The 16,831-nt window shown below is 72.4% G+C and carries 13 protein-coding genes and 1 pseudogene; 7 read left to right on the forward strand and 7 right to left on the reverse strand.

Features of this window, described 5'->3' with window-relative positions; all coding sequences use genetic code 11:
• Positions 1-40 precede the first annotated feature (40 nt).
• The 4 genes from V6S66_RS01735 (at position 41) to V6S66_RS01750 (ending at position 4,866) form a co-directional block, all read left to right on the forward strand.
• On the forward strand, positions 41-1,678 hold the full coding sequence (locus V6S66_RS01735) for an acyl-CoA dehydrogenase family protein (RefSeq protein WP_334205056.1): 1,638 nt from the start codon (positions 41-43) through the stop codon (positions 1,676-1,678).
• Positions 1,675-2,730 carry a crotonase/enoyl-CoA hydratase family protein gene (locus V6S66_RS01740; protein ID WP_334205057.1) on the forward strand — a complete coding sequence of 352 codons (1,056 nt, stop codon included), beginning with the start codon at positions 1,675-1,677 and terminating at the stop codon, positions 2,728-2,730. The genes V6S66_RS01735 and V6S66_RS01740 overlap by 4 nt, the downstream gene beginning before the upstream one ends.
• Positions 2,727-3,443 (forward strand): PaaX family transcriptional regulator C-terminal domain-containing protein, encoded by a 717-nt coding sequence (locus V6S66_RS01745; RefSeq protein WP_334205058.1) that lies wholly within the window; start codon positions 2,727-2,729, stop codon positions 3,441-3,443. The genes V6S66_RS01740 and V6S66_RS01745 overlap by 4 nt, the downstream gene beginning before the upstream one ends.
• 82 nt (positions 3,444-3,525) lie before the next feature.
• The gene (locus V6S66_RS01750; RefSeq protein ID WP_334205059.1) at positions 3,526-4,866 is read left to right on the forward strand and encodes a flavin monoamine oxidase family protein; all 1,341 of its coding nucleotides are present in this window, start codon (positions 3,526-3,528) and stop codon (positions 4,864-4,866) included.
• A gap of 12 nt (positions 4,867-4,878) precedes the next feature.
• On the opposite strand, the gene trhA is transcribed toward V6S66_RS01750, so the two are convergent.
• Both trhA and V6S66_RS01760 read right to left on the reverse strand, forming a co-directional pair.
• Positions 4,879-5,622, reverse strand: a complete 744-nt coding sequence (gene trhA, locus V6S66_RS01755) for a PAQR family membrane homeostasis protein TrhA (protein ID WP_334205060.1) — start codon at positions 5,620-5,622, stop codon at positions 4,879-4,881.
• A gap of 75 nt (positions 5,623-5,697) precedes the next feature.
• A complete protein-coding gene (locus tag V6S66_RS01760; RefSeq protein WP_334205061.1) occupies positions 5,698-6,399 on the reverse strand; it encodes a DUF998 domain-containing protein in 702 nt (233 codons plus the stop codon).
• A gap of 132 nt (positions 6,400-6,531) precedes the next feature.
• On the opposite strand from V6S66_RS01760, the gene V6S66_RS01765 reads away from it, so the two are divergent.
• The 3 genes from V6S66_RS01765 to V6S66_RS01775 are packed head-to-tail and all read left to right on the forward strand — an operon-like array spanning position 6,532 to position 8,517.
• Positions 6,532-7,251: a GAF and ANTAR domain-containing protein gene (locus V6S66_RS01765; protein ID WP_334205062.1), complete on the forward strand. Its 720-nt coding sequence runs from the start codon at positions 6,532-6,534 to the stop codon at positions 7,249-7,251.
• Positions 7,252-7,307: 56 nt separating this feature from the next.
• Complete coding sequence (locus V6S66_RS01770; RefSeq protein ID WP_334205063.1) at positions 7,308-7,754, forward strand: ATP-binding protein; 447 nt, start codon at positions 7,308-7,310, stop codon at positions 7,752-7,754.
• A 55-nt stretch (positions 7,755-7,809) separates the two neighbouring features.
• The gene (locus V6S66_RS01775; protein ID WP_334205064.1) at positions 7,810-8,517 is read left to right on the forward strand and encodes a GAF and ANTAR domain-containing protein; all 708 of its coding nucleotides are present in this window, start codon (positions 7,810-7,812) and stop codon (positions 8,515-8,517) included.
• On the opposite strand, the gene V6S66_RS01780 is transcribed toward V6S66_RS01775, so the two are convergent.
• The 5 genes and pseudogenes from V6S66_RS01780 to V6S66_RS01800 form a co-directional block, all read right to left on the reverse strand.
• Positions 8,505-9,320 (reverse strand): NAD-dependent epimerase/dehydratase family protein, encoded by an 816-nt coding sequence (locus tag V6S66_RS01780; protein ID WP_334205065.1) that lies wholly within the window; start codon positions 9,318-9,320, stop codon positions 8,505-8,507. The genes V6S66_RS01775 and V6S66_RS01780 overlap by 13 nt on opposite strands.
• A 128-nt stretch (positions 9,321-9,448) precedes the next feature.
• Positions 9,449-11,411 (reverse strand): annotated as a pseudogene (glgB, locus tag V6S66_RS01785) (1,4-alpha-glucan branching protein GlgB).
• Between the two features lie 29 nt (positions 11,412-11,440).
• Positions 11,441-12,880, reverse strand: coding sequence for a maltokinase N-terminal cap-like domain-containing protein (locus V6S66_RS01790; protein WP_334205067.1), 1,440 nt, complete (start codon positions 12,878-12,880; stop codon positions 11,441-11,443).
• Entirely contained in the window at positions 12,877-14,721 is a 1,845-nt protein-coding gene (treS, locus tag V6S66_RS01795) for a maltose alpha-D-glucosyltransferase (RefSeq protein WP_334205068.1), read from the reverse strand. The genes V6S66_RS01790 and treS overlap by 4 nt, the downstream gene beginning before the upstream one ends.
• A complete protein-coding gene (locus V6S66_RS01800; protein ID WP_334205069.1) occupies positions 14,718-16,718 on the reverse strand; it encodes a maltotransferase domain-containing protein in 2,001 nt (666 codons plus the stop codon). The genes treS and V6S66_RS01800 overlap by 4 nt, the downstream gene beginning before the upstream one ends.
• Positions 16,719-16,831: the final 113 nt, after the last annotated feature.

Genomic DNA, 16,831 nt, shown 5'->3' on the forward strand with positions numbered 1-16,831 from the left:
CTGCGACGAGGGCGGAACCGGTCCGCCGGCAGGAGGCATCGTGCGCGCGACCCACACCGTGACGAACCAGGTCCCACCCCTCGTCGACTTCGACGCGGCCGACCACGCGCCGATCCTCGAGGCGCTGCACCGTGAGGGCGCGGCCCACGCGGTCGAGGGCCTCCACGAGGTGGGCCGTCTCGCCGGCAGCGCCGAGGCGCTCGGCTGGGGCGACCTCGCCGAGGCCCATCCGCCGGTGCTCCACACGCACGACCGCTACGGCCACCGCATCGACGAGGTCGTGTACGACCCCAGCTACCACCAGCTCATGGACACGGCGGTGTCCCTCGGTCTGGCCGGCTCGGTCTGGCGCGACCCGCAGCCCATGCCCCACCTGGTGCGGGCGGCGCGGTCCTCGGTCTGGGGCATCACGGACGCCGGGCACGGCTGCCCGATCTCCATGACCTACGCCGTGATCCCCGCGCTCCGGGCGAACGCCGAGATCGCGGCACAGTACGAGCCCCTGCTCTGCTCGCTCGAGTACGACCCCTCGCTGGAGGCCCCGCTCGGCAAGCGCGGGCTCATCGCCGGCATGTCGATGACCGAGAAGCAGGGCGGATCGGACGTGCGGGCCAACCGCACCGAGGCCGTGCCGCAGGCCGACGGCTCCTACCGGCTGACGGGCCACAAGTGGTTCACGTCGGCGCCGATGTCGGACGTGCTGCTGGTGCTCGCGCAGGCACCCGGTGGCCTCTCGTGCTTCTTCCTGCCGCGCATCCTGCCCGACGGCACCCGCAACTCCATGGCGATCCAGCGGCTCAAGGACAAGCTCGGCAACCACTCCAACGCCAGCGGTGAGGTCGAGTACGACGAGGCCACCGCCTGGCTCGTGGGCGACGAGGGGCGCGGCGTGCCGACCATCATCGAGATGGTCAACATGACCCGCCTCGACTGCACCCTCGGCTCGGCCACCGGCATGCGGGTGGGCGTGCAGCAGGCCGTGCACCACGCGACGCACCGCTCGGCGTTCGGCGCCGCGCTCGTCGACCAGCCGCTCATGCGCAACGTCCTGGCCGATCTCGCGGTCGAGTCCGAGGCGTCCACCACGGTCGCCCTCTGGCTCGCGGCCCTGACCGACCGCGCGGCCGCCGGGGTCGAGGGCGCCGACGCACTGCGCCGGATCAGCCTCGCGGTCAGCAAGTACTACGTCTGCAAGCGCGGCCCGCTGCACGCCGCCGAGGCCCTGGAGTGCCTGGGAGGCAATGGCTACGTCGAGGAGTCGCGCATGCCGCGGCTCTACCGCGAGGCTCCGCTGATGTCGGTGTGGGAGGGCTCGGGCAACGTGGCCGCGCTCGACACGTTGCGAGCCATGACCCGTCAGCCCGAGACGCTGCAGGCGTTCTTCGACGAGCTCGACGCCGCGGCCGGTGCCGACGCGCTCCTCGACGCCGCGGTCGTGCGACTCAAGGACACCTTCACCGACGTGGAGACGATCCAGCACCGCGCCCGCACCGTCGTGGGCGACATGGCGCTGGCGCTGCAGGGCGCGCTGCTCGTCCGCCACGGCCACCCGGCCGTGGCCGACGCCTTCACGCGCAGTCGCCTCGGTGGCCAGTGGGGCACCGTCTTCGGCACGCTGCCGACCGGGGTCGACACCGCCGCCATCATCGAGCGCGCCGCACCCAAGGTCGGCTCGTGAGCGCCGGCGAGACGCCGGCCGCCTGGCGCGACGGCCACGGGGGTGGTGACCCGCTCTACGCGGGCCGTCCGACCCCGGTCGACCGGGCCGACTACCCGACGCTGACCTACGAGGTCACGGGTCGCGTCGCTCGGCTGACCTTCAACCGCCCGGCCCAGGGCAATGCGATCACGAACGACACGCCCCACGACCTCGCCCACGCGGTGGAGCGGGCCGACCTGGATCCGCGGGTCCACGTGATCCTCGTCAGCGGGCGCGGCAAGGGGTTCTGCGGGGGCTACGACCTGTCGATCTTCGCCGAGAGCGCCGCGACCCCGCCCGGTGCGGAGGGTGCGGAGGGGACGGTGCTGGACCCCGAGGTCCAGGCCCGCAACCACGATCCCGAGGGCACGTGGGACCCCATGGTCGACTACGCCATGATGAGCCGCTTCAACCGCGGGTTCTCGGCGCTGCTGCACGCCGACAAGCCCACCGTCGTGAAGATCCACGGGTTCGCGGTGGCGGGGGGCAGCGACATCGCGCTGTTCGCCGACCAGATCATCTGCGCCGACGACGCCCGCATCGGCTACCCGCCCACCCGGGTCTGGGGCGTGCCCGCCGCTGGCATGTGGGCGCACCGCATCGGCGACGCCCGCGCCAAGCGGCTGCTGCTCACCGGCGACAGCCTCACCGGCCGGCAGGCGGCCGAGTGGGGGCTGGCGGTCGAGTCGGTGCCGCCCGACGAGCTCGACGCGGCCACCGAGGACCTCGTGGGTCGCATCGCCCAGATGCCGGTCAACCAGCTGGTCATGGTCAAGCTCGCCCTCAACAGCGCACTCCTGGCGCAGGGCGTCGCGAACTCCGGCATGGTCAGCACCGTGTTCGACGGCGTCTCCCGGCACACCCGCGAGGGCTACGCGTTCCAGCAGCGTGCCGCGACGGTGGGCTTCCGCGAGGCGGTGCGCGAGCGTGACGAGCCGTTCGGCGACGCGAAGCCCAGACCGTCCAGCACGCCGTCCAGCACGCCGTCCAGCGCGCCGTCCAGCGCGCCGCAGGGCACGCCCGAGCCGTGACGACGACACCGCAGGCGGTGCGGCCGCTGACCGCCCGTTCGGCGATCCTGAGCCTCCTGCTCGGCGCCCACCCGCCGGAGGCGCCCGGCAGCAGCATCGTCGGCTGGGGCCGCGCGCTCGGCGTGACCGAGCCGGCCGTCCGCGTCGCCCTGACCCGCATGGCCGCGGCGGGCGACCTCGACCGCACCGACTCCGTCTACCGCCTGAGCCCGCGGCTGCTGCGACGGCAGGAGCGCCAGGACGCGGCGATCGAGCAGCGCACGCTGCCGTGGAGCGGTGAGTGGCGCGCCGCCGCGATCACCGTCGTCGGGGCGAGCGCCGGCGCCCGTGCCGACCTGCGTCAGCGCCTGGGTGCCGCGCGGTTCGGCGAGCTGCGTGAGGGCTTCTGGATGCGACCGGACAATCTCGACGGTGCACCCGACCCCGCGGTGGCCGCGAGCGTGGAGGTCATGGCCGTGCGCCCCGAGCGCCCCGCAGCCGAGCTCGTACCGATGCTGTTCGACCTCGAGGGCTGGGCCGGGAGTGCGCACGAGCTCACGGCCTCGCTGGCCGCGGCCGAGCACCTGGCCGACCGCATCGCGATCGCGGCGGCCGTCGTGCGCCACCTGGTCGCCGACCCGCTGCTCCCGGAGGAGCTGCTGCCGTCGGACTGGCCCGGGCCCGGGCTGCGGAGCACGTACGCGACCTTCCGCGAGGAGCTCGTCAGCCGCTGAACGGCGTCGAGGGTCGCTTCCGGTGCCTGGCGCAGTGGGGTGGGCGCGGGGCAGACTCGGCACACCCACGGAGAGGCAGGACATGGCAGAGCAGGTGGACGTCGTGGTCGTCGGCGCGGGCGCGAGCGGGCTGGCAGCGGCAGCCGACCTGACGGCGCGCGGCCGGTCCGTCGCGGTGCTCGAGGCGCGCGACCGCATCGGCGGCAAGATCTGGACCGTGCCGCTGGCCGGCCATCCCGTCGACCTCGGTGCCCACTGGATCGGCCCCGGCCAGGACCGGATGTACGCCCTCGCCGGGCGGCTGGGCCTGACGGTCGAGCCCCAACGTCTGAAGGGACGGGCGGTCGCGCTGACGTCACGGGGCCGGCGCACGACCCGCAGCTCGCAGATCCCGCCCGTGCCGCTGCGCGCGAACCTCGAGATGCTCCGCCTCGGTATTCGCCTCGAACGGGCGGCCCGCCGCCTCGACCGGGACCAGCCGTGGGTCGGTGACGACCTGGCCGAGTCCGACGTGAACACCCTCGCCAGCCGGCCGCTGCGCCACCGGGACACGCGCGGGCTGCTGAGCATCATGACCCGCACGGTCGCGGGCGCAGAACCGGCCGAGATGTCCGAGCTCGGGGTCATGGCGCTCCGGCGCGGGTCCACGAGCCTGGCCCGACTCGTGAGCTTCAAGGGCGGGGCCCAGCAGGACCACCTGGTGGAGGGGATGGGCGCCGTCGTCGACGGTCTGGCCGAACCGGTCCGCCACCTCGTCCGCACCGGTCATCCGGTGGAGTCGGTCGACCAGCGGGGCGAGCAGGTCGTCGTCACGGCCGGCGGCGAGGAGGTCACGTGCCGGGCGGTCGTGGTGGCCACGGCTCCTCGGCAGCGCCGCGACATTCGCTGGTTCCCCGAGCTCCCGCTCGACCACCGCCACCTCACGGGGACCGGGCTCGGCGCCTACAGCAAGTTCGTGATCGCCTTCGATCGACCGTTCTGGCGCGACCGTGGGCTCTCCGGCCTCGTGCTCGGCCTCGACCACACCGTGCAGATGGTCGTCGACCTCGGCGCCGACGACGTCGGGCTGCTGGCGGCCTTCGTGACCGGTCAGCCGGCGCGCGACCTCGCCCGGCTCGACGAGCCGGCCCGCCACGCCGCCGTGGCCGCCGACCTCGTCGCGGCACTCGGCCCGGCCGCAGCCGAGGAGCACTGGCGCGGCGTCGTGAGCCACCAGTGGCGCGAGGACCCGTGGAGCCGGGGCGCCCCCGTCACGGTGTTCGGGCCGGGCGCCTACCTCGCGGGTGCGCCGGCACTCGCACGCCCCCATGGCCGGGTGCACTGGGCCGGCACCGACTCGGCCAACCGGTGGTCGGGCTACGTCGAAGGCGCGCTGCAGGCCGGCGAGCGGGCCGCCGCCGAGGTCGACGCCCTGCTGGGCTGACGACCGGGTCGCCTACCGCAGGGAGTACGTCACGACCGACACGGCCACGTACTGCGCGACGAAGGCCAGGACCGTGCAGAGGTGGAAGATCTCGTGGAACCCGAACGTCTCGGGCAGCGGGTTCGGGCGCTTCGACGCGTAGACCACGCCGCCGATCGTGTAGATCACGCCGCCGGAGGCCACCAGGGCCAGGGCCGCGACGTTGACCCACGTGGGGAACTGGTCGGCGCCGTCGATGAACGCCGGGATGAACGGCAGGGCGAGCCAGCCGAGCGCGATGTACAGGACCGTGAACACCCACCGTGGCGCCTCGATCCACAGCACGCGCAGCACCGAGCTGACCACCGCGGTCACCCACACCGTGCCCAGCAGCCACCAGCGCGCACCCCCGTCGAGGTACAGGATCGCGAACGGCGTATAGGTGCCGGCGATCAGGACGTAGATGTTGGCGTGGTCGAACCGCCGCCAGAACGCCCACAGACGGATCTCCCACGTGCCGCGGTGGTACGTGGCCGAGACCGTGAACAGCAGGATCGCGCTCACGACGTAGATCGAGGATCCCCACCGGGTCGCGGCGGTGGGGGACAACACGACGAGCACCACGGCCGCGGCGAGCAGGAACGGCAGGAAGCCGGCGTGCACCCAGCCGCGCAGACGCGGCTTCAGCTCGGCGATCTTGTCGGCCATGCCGCGGGTCCGACGGTCGACGGGTGCCGCCTCGTCGGGTTCGGCGCCACCTGCTGCGATCTCGCCCATGGCCTCGTCCTGTCGTCGTGTGCGACTGGTGCGTCGCGACGTCACGCCCAGCGTCCCACGGGTGGGAGCCAGCGGTCAGGCGTCTGGGGCCGTCGTCGTGCCGCGCCGACGCAGCCGGACGAGCGTCGTCGTGCCGACCAGGAGCTCGAAGGCCGTGACGGTGTAGACGGCCAGCCGCTCCCAGACGCCGTCGGGGAGAACGTCGACGGCGGTCGATCCGCTGTCGAGCACCAGGGCGATCGTGCCGAGGAGACCGACGACGCCCAGGGCCATGAAGGCGGCCCCCAGCCGCCGCAGGTCGGCGGAGCGGCGGGCCGCGAGCCCCGCCACGATCACGGTGAGATTGCCCCCGACGATCGCCATCGCGGCGCCGATGCCGTGCAGCGCCCCGATGCCGTTGTCGACGTTGGCCTGGCCGCTGTTGACGACGCCCACGAGGACGATGCCGATCCCGTGGGTCACGGCGAGGGCCAGGAAGGTCCGGCGGTGGGCGCTGCCGAGGACCGGGACCGCCAGCAGGGCCGCCGCGACGAAGAACACACCGCTCAGCACGAAGCCCGTGTTCATGACCAGGTGCAGGGGGGAGTCGATCGCGCGTCCGCCGGACGTCTCGACCTGGGGGATCCCGAGGTCGCTGATGTAGTTGGTGGCGTACGAATAGCCCGGGAACGCGGCGGCTGCGACGGCCTCGGACACGACGTAGACCACGCCCGCCGCGATCCAGCAGGCCGCAGCGGCGCGACCCGCGCGGGGTGGTCTCACGACGTCGGTGTCCATGTCCCGACGACGGTATCGACTCCGTGCGGTGCCGGCAGGTCAGCGGATCCTGACCTGAAGGGCGGACCCACTTTCGGTAACATCGTTGACGGTCATGCAGTCGGCCGAGATCCCTTCCGAGACGGAGGAACCATGGATCGTGCTGCCCACGAAGCAGCGCAGCGCGTCACCGACGCCATCCGCGACGTTCGCACCGACCAGGGCCTCGAGGCCACGATCGACGACATCGTCCGCCGCACGCTCGAGGTGCTGCCGGGCTGTGACGCCGTGAGCCTCGCCGTGGTGGCGAACCACACCCGCGCGATCGACGCGTACTCCGCCAGCCGGCCGGAGCTCGAGTCGCTCGACCGCCTGCAGTTCCGGCTCGGCGAGGGCCCCGCGATCGACGCCACGGCGCAGATGCAGGTCGTGGAGTCCTCCGACCTTGCCCGCGAGTCCCGGTGGGACCGGTGGCGCTCCGCCGCGGTGGCCGACGAGGGGTTCCAGGCGGTGCGCGCCCTGCCGATCCACGTCGCGGGGCGCCCGTACGGCACCCTCCTCTCGTACGGCACCGCCCACCCTCTTCCGGGCGGCGACCAGATCGTCACGCACCTCTGGGCCGCGCACGTCGCGTCGGCGGTCGCCGCGGCGCACGCCCGGGCGGGGCTCGAGGTCGCCGTCGACTCCCGCACCACGATCGGCGTCGCGATCGGGATGCTGATGGTCCAGTACGGCATCGACCGCGATCGCGCGTTCGACGTCCTGAAGCGCACCTCGCAGTCCGCCAACCGCAAGCTGACGGCCGTCGTCGAGGCGTACATCGAGACCCGCCGCCTCCCCGGCATCGAGCGCGAGCCGCTCCCGCGACTGTGACCGACGACGTGGACGTTCAGGGAGCGCGAGGTCTCGGCTCCGCCTACCCTCGAGGCATGAGTTCAGCGGGCGGGTCGGGTCGCGGCCCGGACGACCCCTGGACCGTGCTGCGCCTGCCCTTCGACACGGCGGCTCCGCGGGCGGCGCGCCGTCACCTGCTGGACGAGCTCACGCGGTCTGGTCTGCGCGACGCCGTGATCGTCGACGCGCAGGTCGTCCTGGCCGAGCTCGTCAACAACGGCGTCGAGCACGGTGAGCCGGGCCCCGGCGGCACGATCGAGATCTCCTGGCGCATCCTCGACGACCACCTGCGCCTGAGCGTCTGCGACGGCGGCAGTGCGAGCGAGCTGCGCCCGATGGAGTTCACCGACCACAGCCTCCGCGGCCGGGGCCTGGCGATCATCGACCAGCTGGCCGACCGCTGGACGTTCGATGCCACTCAAGGCACGCGCATCACGGTCGAGCTCGACTACAGCAACGAGGACACGGTCACCTCGGACTGACGGCCGCGGGCGAGGGTCAGCGTAGAGTCGGGAGATCATGTCGAGGAGGTAGGCCGTGGACGTCGCCAGGACGCTCGCCGCGATGGCGGTGGAGCTCGAGCAGGAGCGCGATCCCGAGACCGTGCTCGACCGGGTGAGCCACTACGCGCGACTCGTCCTGGACGCCGACGACGCCGGGGTGCTGCGCATCCACACGCGCTCGCGCGTCGCCACCCCGGCCGCCACGTCCGACCTGGTCAACCGTGCGCACCAGCTGCAGATCGACTTCGACGAGGGGCCGTGCCTCGACGCGATCGAGGGTCGCGCCACCTATGTGACCAACGACGTCCGCCGCGATCCCCGCTGGCCCCAGTGGGGTCCTGCGGCGGCCGAGATCGGCGTGCTCAGCGCTGTGGGCGTGCGCCTCGCGACCCGCGACCGCGGGTACGGGTCGCTCAACATCTACGCCCAGCGCGTCGACGCCTTCACCGACCGTGACGCCGAGGTCGCCGAGATGCTCGCAGCCCACGCCACGGCCGCCTTCGCCGCGGCTCACGAGCTGGAGGGGCTCCGGACGGCGTTGGAGTCGCGGTCGATCATCGGGCAGGCCCAGGGCATCCTCATGCAGAAGTTCGACATCGACTCCGATGCGGCCTTCGAGTTCCTCAAGCGCATCTCGCAGCACGAGAATCGCAAGCTCGTGACGCTCGCCGAGGCCATCGTCGTGCAGCGTGACTCGAACGCACGCCCCGCTCCGGCCGGCGACGCCGGTCAGACGACATAGCCCTCGCGGTAGGTGGGGTACGCCGGGCGCCAGCCGCTCGCACGCAACCGGGCGTTCGACAGCCGCTTGCCGTGGCCGCGCGCGGGGGCAGCGGCCTCGGGGGCGGGCAGGCCCAGCTGGTTCGCGACGTGGGCGGCGACGTCGCCGAGCAGCGACGGCTCGTCGTCCGTGCCCACGTAGAGCGCCTCGGGCGCCTCATCGCGGGTGAGCAGGTGCACGACCGCCGCCGCGGCGTCATCGCGGTGGATGCGGTTGGTCCACCGGTGGGGGTCGTCGAACGTGCCCTCGCGCACCTGGGTCACCAGGCGCCCGGTCTCACCGCGGTACAGGCCGGACAGGCGCAGCACGGTGCCGTGGGGCAGGCGTTCGGCGAAGGCCTGCTCGGCCTCGAGCAGCACGCGGGCGGGGGCGTCGGCGGGCTCGGCGGGCGACGCCTCGTCGAGCACGGGATCCGGGGCGGCGTCGCCGTAGACGCCGGTCGAGGAGACCAGCACCGCGCGTCGTGGCGTCTGACCGGCGGCCGTGAGGGCGTCGAGTGCCCGGATCAACCCGTCGACGTACGTCGCGCGGTACGACTCCTCGGTGCGCGGCCGGGCCGTGAGCGCGACCACCAGCAGGTCGACGTCGAGCCCGGTCAGGTCAGGGCCCGTCACGGTGAGATCGGCGGAGATGCCGTGCATCGGTGACGCCACGAGGTCACCGCGGCGGCGCACGGCGGTGACCTCGTGCCCGAGCGCGGCGAGCCGGATCCCGACGTCGGACCCGAGGTCACCGGCACCGATCAGCAGGGCGTGGGAGGTCATGCGCCGAGGCTAGCCGCCACCGGCACGTGGCGCCTCGGGCCGGGGCGGTGAGCCTTCCACCGTGGGAAGCTGCCTGCCTGGGCGGGCGGTGAGTGTTCCACCGCCCCAGCGTTCGGGCGGTGGAACACTCACCGCCCCCGCCGGGGGCCGCCGTCATGCGGTGGAACACTCACCGCCCCACCGGGGTCAGACGGCGCGGCGCTTGCCGGCCGCGGGGTCGACGTCGTCGGGCACGAGCCACAGCACGCCGGACGGCGGGAGCTGCACCAGGGCCGAGGCCGGCTGACCGTGCCACGGGGTGCCCTCGGCCTCCACCAGACCCATGTTGCCCACCCCGGAGCCGCCGTAGAGCCCGGCGTCGGTGTTGAGCACCTCGCGCCACGGACCCGCGAGCGGCAGACCGACGCGGTAGTCATGGTGCGGGCTGCCCGAGAAGTTGGCCAGGCACGCCAGGCGCGAGCCGTCGCGGCCGATGCGCAGGAAGGCGACGACGTTGCCCTGGGTGTCGGAGGCGTCGATCCAGGCGAAGCCCTCCGGCACGACGTCGGCCGAGTAGAGGGCGGGCGCCTCGCGGTAGATCGCGTTGAGGTCCGACACGAGCGCCTGCACCCCGCCGTGCAACGGCTCCTCGGCCTGGGCCCAGTCGAGCGAGCGGGACTCGGCCCACTCGCCCTCCTGCGCGAACTCGCCGCCCATGAAGAGCATCTTCTTGCCCGGGTGCGCCCACATGAACGCGAGCAGGGCGCGCACGCCCGCGGCCTTGTTCCAGTCGTCGCCGGGCATGCGTCCCCACAGCGATCCCTTGCCGTGCACGACCTCGTCGTGCGAGAGCGGCAGCACGAAGTTCTCCGTGAACGCGTAGTCGATCGCGAAGGTCATCTCGCCGTGGTGGAACGAGCGGTGCACGGGATCGTTGCCGAGGTAGGTCAGCGTGTCGTGCATCCACCCCATGTTCCACTTGAAGCCGAAGCCCAGGCCGCCGCCGTCGGTGGGCCGGCTGACGCCCGGCCAAGCCGTCGACTCCTCGGCCACCATGACCACCCCGGGGTGGTGCTTGCCGACCGTCGCGTTGAGCTCCTGCAGCAGCTGCACCGCCTCGAGGTTCTCGCGTCCGCCGTGCCGGTTCGGCTCCCACTCGCCGTCGTTTCGCGAGTAGTCGAGGTAGAGCATCGAGGCGACCGCGTCGACGCGCAGGCCGTCGAGGTGGAACTCCTCGAGCCAGTACAGGGCGTTGGCCACCAAGAAGTTGCGCACCTGCGGGTGGCCGAAGTCGAACACGTACGTGCCCCAGTCGGGCTGCTCGCCGCGGCGGGGGTCCGGGTGCTCGTAGAGCGCGGACCCGTCGAAGCGGGCCAGGGCCCACTCGTCCTTCGGGAAGTGGGCCGGCACCCAGTCGACGATGACGCCGAACCCGCGCTGGTGGAGGCGGTCGACGAACCAGCGGAAGTCGTCGGGGCTGCCGAAGCGCGAGGTCGGGGCGTAGTACGACGTGACCTGGTAGCCCCAGGAACCACCGAAGGGGTGCTCGGCGACGGGCATCAGCTCGACGTGCGTGAAGCCCGTGGCCTCGAGGTGGTCAGCCAGGGCGTCGGCGAGCTCGCGGTAGCCGAGCCCCTGACGCCACGAGCCGAGGTGCACCTCGTAGATGCTCATCGGCGCATCGACCCAGGCGGTCGCGTCACGGCGCTTGACCCAGGCCTCGTCGCCCCAGGAGTGGGCCGGGTCGACCACGATCGAGGCGGTCGCCGGCGGCAGCTCGGTGCCGAAGGCCAGGGGATCGGCCTTCTCGTGCCACGAGCCGTCGGCGCCCTGGATGCGGAACTTGTACGCCTCTCCGGCGCCGATGCCGGGCACGAACGTGCCCCAGACGCCGGGTCCGCCGAGCGGCTGGAGCGAGTGGCCGCCACCGTCCCAGCCGTTGAAGTTGCCGACGACCTGCACGGCCTGGGCGCGCGGCGCCCACACCGTGAACGCGGTGCCGGTAGTGCCGTCGAGATCGCGGACGTGCGCGCCGAGCACCTCCCACAGTCGCTCGTGGCGACCTTCGGCAAACAGGTGCAGGTCGAGCTCGCCGATCAGTGCCTCATCGATCGGTCCGGGTGTCGCCTCGGCCACGGTGATCAGCTCCCCTCGGTCGTGAGTCGTCGGATGGAGGCCATCGGCACGAGCAGCCAGTCGGGCCGGTTCGCGTGCTCGTAGGCGACCTCGTAGACCGCCTTGTCGAGCTCGAACGCCCGGAGCAGGACGTCCTGGTCGCGGGGGTCGTGCCCGGACTCCTTGGCGTAGCCGTCACAGAAGGCCGCGCGGTTGTGCTCGGCCCAGGCCGCGGCGCGGTCGGCCTGGCCCTCCTCGTCGGGCTGGCCGACCAGCAGCTGCTGCGCGGCGTAGTCGAACGAGCGCAGCATCCCGGCGACGTCGCGCAGGGGCGACCGGAGCGAGGCGCGCTCCACGACGCTCGCGGCCGGCTCGCCCTCGAAGTCGAGGAGCAGCCAGCCCTGCAGCGTGCGGAGGACCTGGCCCAGGTGGAGGTCGCCGTGCACCGACTGCACCGTGACGGGCGGGGGGACGTCGGCGACGGCGCGGAACGCCTCGACCAAAGGGTCGGCATGGTCGGCGAGCTCCGGCACCTCGCCCACGACCCGCTCGAGGCGCTCGAGCATCGCGTCGACGGTGTCGGCGAGCTCGGCGGTGTCGGCGTCGCGGGTGCCGAGCGCCTGGGCCAGGTCGGCGTGGACGTCCGCCACGGCCTTGCCGAGGCGGTAGGCCTCGCCGGAGAAGTCGCCGCCGAGCTCACCGGGCGGCAGCCCGGAGGTGTCGGCCATGAAGTCGCGCACGCTCGTGGTGGCCATGACCCAGCCGTCGGCGGCGTCGGGCATGAAGCGCTGCAGCATGCCGAACGTGACTGCTTCGCCGGCCAGCTCGCCCGAGATCGAGCCGAGCGGGTCGGCGATGTGGTCCGACGCGACCTCGCGCAGGGCCCGGTGCAGCACCAAGTCCTTGTTGGTGCCGGGGGTCAGCTTGCGGAACAGCTTCAGGATGTACTGGCCGCCGTACACGATCGACGTGTTGCTCTGCTCGGTGCTGATGGGGTGGCCCCGCAAGCCGGACTCCAGCTCGGCGCCGGGCTCCGGCGCGAACTCCACGCCGTCGACCGTGGCGTGGGCGGCGATCAGGTCGAGCAGGTGGCACGTCAGGTCGGCGTCGCCCGAGGCCTCGTAGACGGCTGGTCCATCGGCGAGCGGGATCGACGCGGACGCCGGGACGTCGGGGACCTGGTCGTCGCGATGGCCGATCAGCAGCTGGTAGGGCTCGGAGCGGTCGCCCTGCTCGACCTCGACCACGAGGTGCAGCAGCAGGGCGTCGTCACCGGCAGGGATCTCGGTCGCCGCGAGGGGGCGGACCGCGGTGATCTCACGGTCCTTGCCGCCGAACCAGCGCTGGGTCGGCAGCCACGCGGGCAGGGCCGCAGCGATCTGGGTGACGAGGTCGGTGGGGTCCTCGGCCGGCTCCGCCCGGTGTGATCCGACCATGGGGGATCCGGGGGTGGAATGCTCGCTCATGACATGCTCCTCCGCTCGCCGTCGTCCTCGGTGTCGGTCAGCTCGAACCAGTAGAAGCCGTGGCCCGGCAGCGTCAGCAGGTACGGCAGCTCACCGACGCGGGGGAAGCGCACGCGACCGGTCAGCTCGACCGGGGTGCGACCCTCGTGGTCGGCCAGGTTCAGCTCGACCGGTTGCGGGAAGCGCGACAGGTTGTTGACGCACAGCACGACGTCGACCTCGCCGTCCTCACCCACCATGCGGCGCTCGTACGCCAGGACGCTCGGGTTGGAGCCGCCCAGGTCGATGAACTCGCCCTCGGCGAACGCCGGGTGCTCCTTGCGCACCGCGATCATCCGGCGGGTCCAGTTCAGCAGCGACGCGGCGCTGCCCTGCTGGGACTCGACGTTGATGGCCTCGTAGCCGTACGTGGCGTCCATGATCGGCGGAAGGTACACGCGGCCCGGGTCGGAGCGCGAGAAGCCCGCGTTGCGGTCGGGCGACCACTGCATCGGCGTGCGCACCGCGTCGCGGTCGCCCAGCCAGATGTTGTCGCCCATGCCGATCTCGTCGCCGTAGTAGAGCACCGGCGAGCCGGGCAGGCTGAGCAGCATCGCGGTGAAGAGCTCGAGCTGGTTCCGGTCGTTCTCGAGCAGCGGCGCGAGGCGGCGGCGGATGCCGATGTTGGCCTTCATCCGCGGGTCCTTGGCGTACTCGCGGTACATGTAGTCGCGCTCGTCGTCGGTGACCATCTCGAGGGTCAGCTCGTCGTGGTTGCGCAGGAAGATGCCCCACTGCGTGCCGTCGGGGATCGGCGGGGTCTGCGCCAGGATCTCCGAGATCGGGAAGCGCGACTCGCGCCGCACGGCCATGAAGATGCGCGGCATGAGCGGGAAGTGGAACGCCATGTGGCACTCGTCGCCGCCGACGTCGGGATTGCCGAAGTACTCCACGACGTCGGCCGGCCACTGGTTCGCCTCGGCCAGCAGCACGCGGCCGGGGAACTCGCGGTCGATCGTGGCGCGCACCTCGCGCAGGTACTCGTGGGTGCGGGGGAGGTTCTCGCAGTTCGTGCCCTCCTCCTCGAACAGGTACGGCACGGCGTCGAGCCGGAAGCCGTCGATGCCGATGTCGAGCCAGAAGCGCAGGATGTCGAGCATCGCCTCGCGCACGGCGGGGTTCTCGAAGTTCAGGTCGGGCTGGTGGCTGAAGAACCGGTGCCAGAAGAACTGCCCGCGCACGGGGTCGTACGTCCAGTTCGACGACTCGGTGTCGACGAAGATGATGCGCGCGTCGCTGTAGGCGGAGTCGTCGTCGGACCACACGTAGAAGTCGCCGTACGGGCCGTCAGGATCCTGGCGTGAGGCCTGGAACCACGGGTGCGCGTCGGACGTGTGGTTGAGCACGAGGTCGGTGATGACGCGGATGCCCCGGCTGTGCGCCTGCTCGAGCAGGTGCACGAAGTCGTCGACCGTGCCGAACTCGGGCAGCACGGCGCGGAAGTCGCTGATGTCGTAGCCGCCGTCGCGCAGGGGGCTCGCGTAGAACGGCGGGAGCCAGAGGCAGTCGACGCCGAGCCACTCGAGGTAGTCGAGCTTGTCGGCCAGGCCGCGCAGGTCGCCCGTGCCGTCGCCGTCGGAGTCGGCGAACGCCCGCACGAGGACCTCGTAGAACACTGCGCGCTTGAACCACTCGGGGTCGCTCGGTGCCTGCTCGGCGTGGGCGAAGTCGTCGGCCTGCGGCTCGACGAACGTGCCGTCGGCCTCGACCGCCTCACCCGTGTGCGGGATGTCCTCGAGCCCCTCGAGCGCGGCGTCAGGAGCGGTGTCCAGGTCGTGCTGGTCGGACTGGTCCAGGCTCATGCAGGGGGCTCCTCGATGTCAGGGGTGGGTCGTCGGCTCAGGCTGACGACGTGCGCACAGGCGCGCGTCGGATCGAGCCGGACATAGTTCTGGGGTCCCCACGTGTAGGTCTCGCCGGTGACCTCGTCGTGGGCGGTGAGCGGCTCGTCGGGTGCGAACCCGAGGGCGGCCAGATCGAGCGACAGGGTGCCCTCGCGGGTCTCGTGCGGGTCGAGCGAGACGACCGTGACGACGGTGTTTCCCGTGGCGGGGTCCTGCTTCGAGTAGGCGATCAGTGCGTCGTGGTCGACGTCGTGGAACTGGAGCGTCCGCATCTGCTGCAGCGCCGGGTGCGCCCGGCGGATCTCGTTGAGTCGCGTGAGCCACGGCTCGAGCGAGCGGCCCTCGGCCAGCGCACCCGCGAAGTCCCGGGGACGCAGCTCGTACTTCTCGGAGTCGAGGTACTCCTCGCTGCCGGGCCGGACGGCCTCGTGCTCGAAGAGCTCGTAGCCCGCGTAGACGCCCCACGTCGGGGCGAGGGTCGCGGCGAGCGCGGCGCGCAGCGCGAACATGCCCGGGCCGCCGACCTGCAGGTGCTCGGGAAGGATGTCGGGGGTGTTCACGAAGAGGTTGCCGCGGCCCTCGTGCCAATGCTCGCGCAGGTCCTCGCCGAACTCCGTCAGCTCCTCCTTGGTGGTGCGCCAGGTGAAGTACGTGTAGCTCTGGGTGAAGCCGAGCCGGGCGAGGCCCCACAGCCGCGCGGGGCGCGTGAACGCCTCGGCGAGGAACAGCACGTCGGGATGGTCGGCCTTGACGTCGGCGATGAGGCGCGCCCAGAAGCTCGGCGGCTTGGTGTGCGGGTTGTCGACGCGGAAGATGCGGATGCCGCGCTCGACCCAGTGGAGCGTGATGCGCAGCATCTCGGCCTGGGCCGAGTCCGGGTCGTTGTCGAAGTTGATCGGGTAGATGTCCTGGTACTTCTTCGGCGGGTTCTCCGCGTACGCGATCGTGCCGTCGGGCAGCGTCGTGAACAGCTCGGGGTGGTCGGTGACCCACGGATGGTCGGGAGCCGCCTGCAGTGCGAGGTCGAGCGCGACCTCGAGGCCGAGCTCCTCGGCGTTCGCGACGAAGGCCCGGAAGTCCTCGTCGGTGCCGAGCTCGGGGTGGATCCCGTCGTGGCCACCCGCGGCGGAGCCGATCGCCCACGGGGATCCCGGGTCGGTCGGGCCCGGCGTGAGCGTGTTGTTGGGCCCCTTGCGGTTGACCTCGCCGATCGGGTGGATCGGCGGCAGGTACACGACGTCGAACTGCATCGCCGCGGCGCGCTCCAGCTCGGAGACCGCGGTGGCGAACGTGCCGTGCACCGGGGTTCCCGCGGCGTCGACGCCGCCGGTGGACCGGGGGAAGAACTCGTACCAGGAGCCGTAGGCGGCCCGCTGACGGTCGACCCAGACCTGCCGGGTCGGGCCCGTCGTGACGAGCTCGCGCACGGGGTGCTCGTGCATCAGGGCGCGGACCTCGGCGCCGAGCGCGGGGCCCACGCGGGCGCCCAGCGGCAGGTCGGCGTCGCGCAAGGCGTCGGCGGCTCCCTGCAGCGCCGGCTGGTCGGGCCGACCCTCGCGGTGCTCGGCGACGGCCTCGAGGAGGCGGGCCGCCAGCTCGAGGTCGTTGGCCAGCTCGGCGGGCCCCTGGCCGGCGCCGAGCTTGACCTCGATCGCGTGGGTCGTGGTGGCCCACGGGTCGCTCCACGCGTCGACCCGGAACGTCCACAGGCCCTCGGTGTCGGGGACGATCGTGGCGCCGAAGCGGTCGAGGCCCGAGCCGATCTCGCTCATGCGCGTGGACCGGTCGTGCGTCTCGTCGGGACCGCGCCACGCGATCGTGGCGGCGACGGCGTCGTGGCCCTCGCGCCAGACGGTGGCGACCACCGGGACGTGCTCACCGGTCACCGCCTTGGACGGATGGGTGCCGTCGCCCGCCAGTGGCCTGACGTCGTCGATCCCGATGCGTGCGGTCATGGTCGAGCCTCCCCGTTCGTCGGTGTCGTCGTTCGGTGGTGTGCGTCGTGCCGTCCCTCTCCCTCGAACGTACCGAGATACCGGGGAGGGCGCGATCCCGCAGGGCCCGTCCC

Origin of the sequence: Aeromicrobium sp. Sec7.5, assembly GCF_036867135.1 — a bacterium.
Taxonomy (GTDB): Bacteria; Actinomycetota; Actinomycetes; order Propionibacteriales; family Nocardioidaceae; genus Aeromicrobium.

Coding starts and splice junctions, on each gene's coding strand:
- V6S66_RS01750 (WP_334205059.1), top strand. CDS start 3,526: ATGGCAGAGCAGGTGGACGTCGTGGTCGTCGGCGCGGGCGCGAGCGGG.
- V6S66_RS01790 (WP_334205067.1), bottom strand. CDS start 12,880: ATGAGCGAGCATTCCACCCCCGGATCCCCCATGGTCGGATCACACCGG.
- V6S66_RS01770 (WP_334205063.1), top strand. CDS start 7,308: ATGAGTTCAGCGGGCGGGTCGGGTCGCGGCCCGGACGACCCCTGGACC.
- V6S66_RS01760 (WP_334205061.1), bottom strand. CDS start 6,399: ATGGACACCGACGTCGTGAGACCACCCCGCGCGGGTCGCGCCGCTGCG.
- V6S66_RS01780 (WP_334205065.1), bottom strand. CDS start 9,320: ATGACCTCCCACGCCCTGCTGATCGGTGCCGGTGACCTCGGGTCCGAC.
- treS (WP_334205068.1), bottom strand. CDS start 14,721: ATGAGCCTGGACCAGTCCGACCAGCACGACCTGGACACCGCTCCTGAC.
- trhA (WP_334205060.1), bottom strand. CDS start 5,622: ATGGGCGAGATCGCAGCAGGTGGCGCCGAACCCGACGAGGCGGCACCC.
- V6S66_RS01765 (WP_334205062.1), top strand. CDS start 6,532: ATGGATCGTGCTGCCCACGAAGCAGCGCAGCGCGTCACCGACGCCATC.
- V6S66_RS01800 (WP_334205069.1), bottom strand. CDS start 16,718: ATGACCGCACGCATCGGGATCGACGACGTCAGGCCACTGGCGGGCGAC.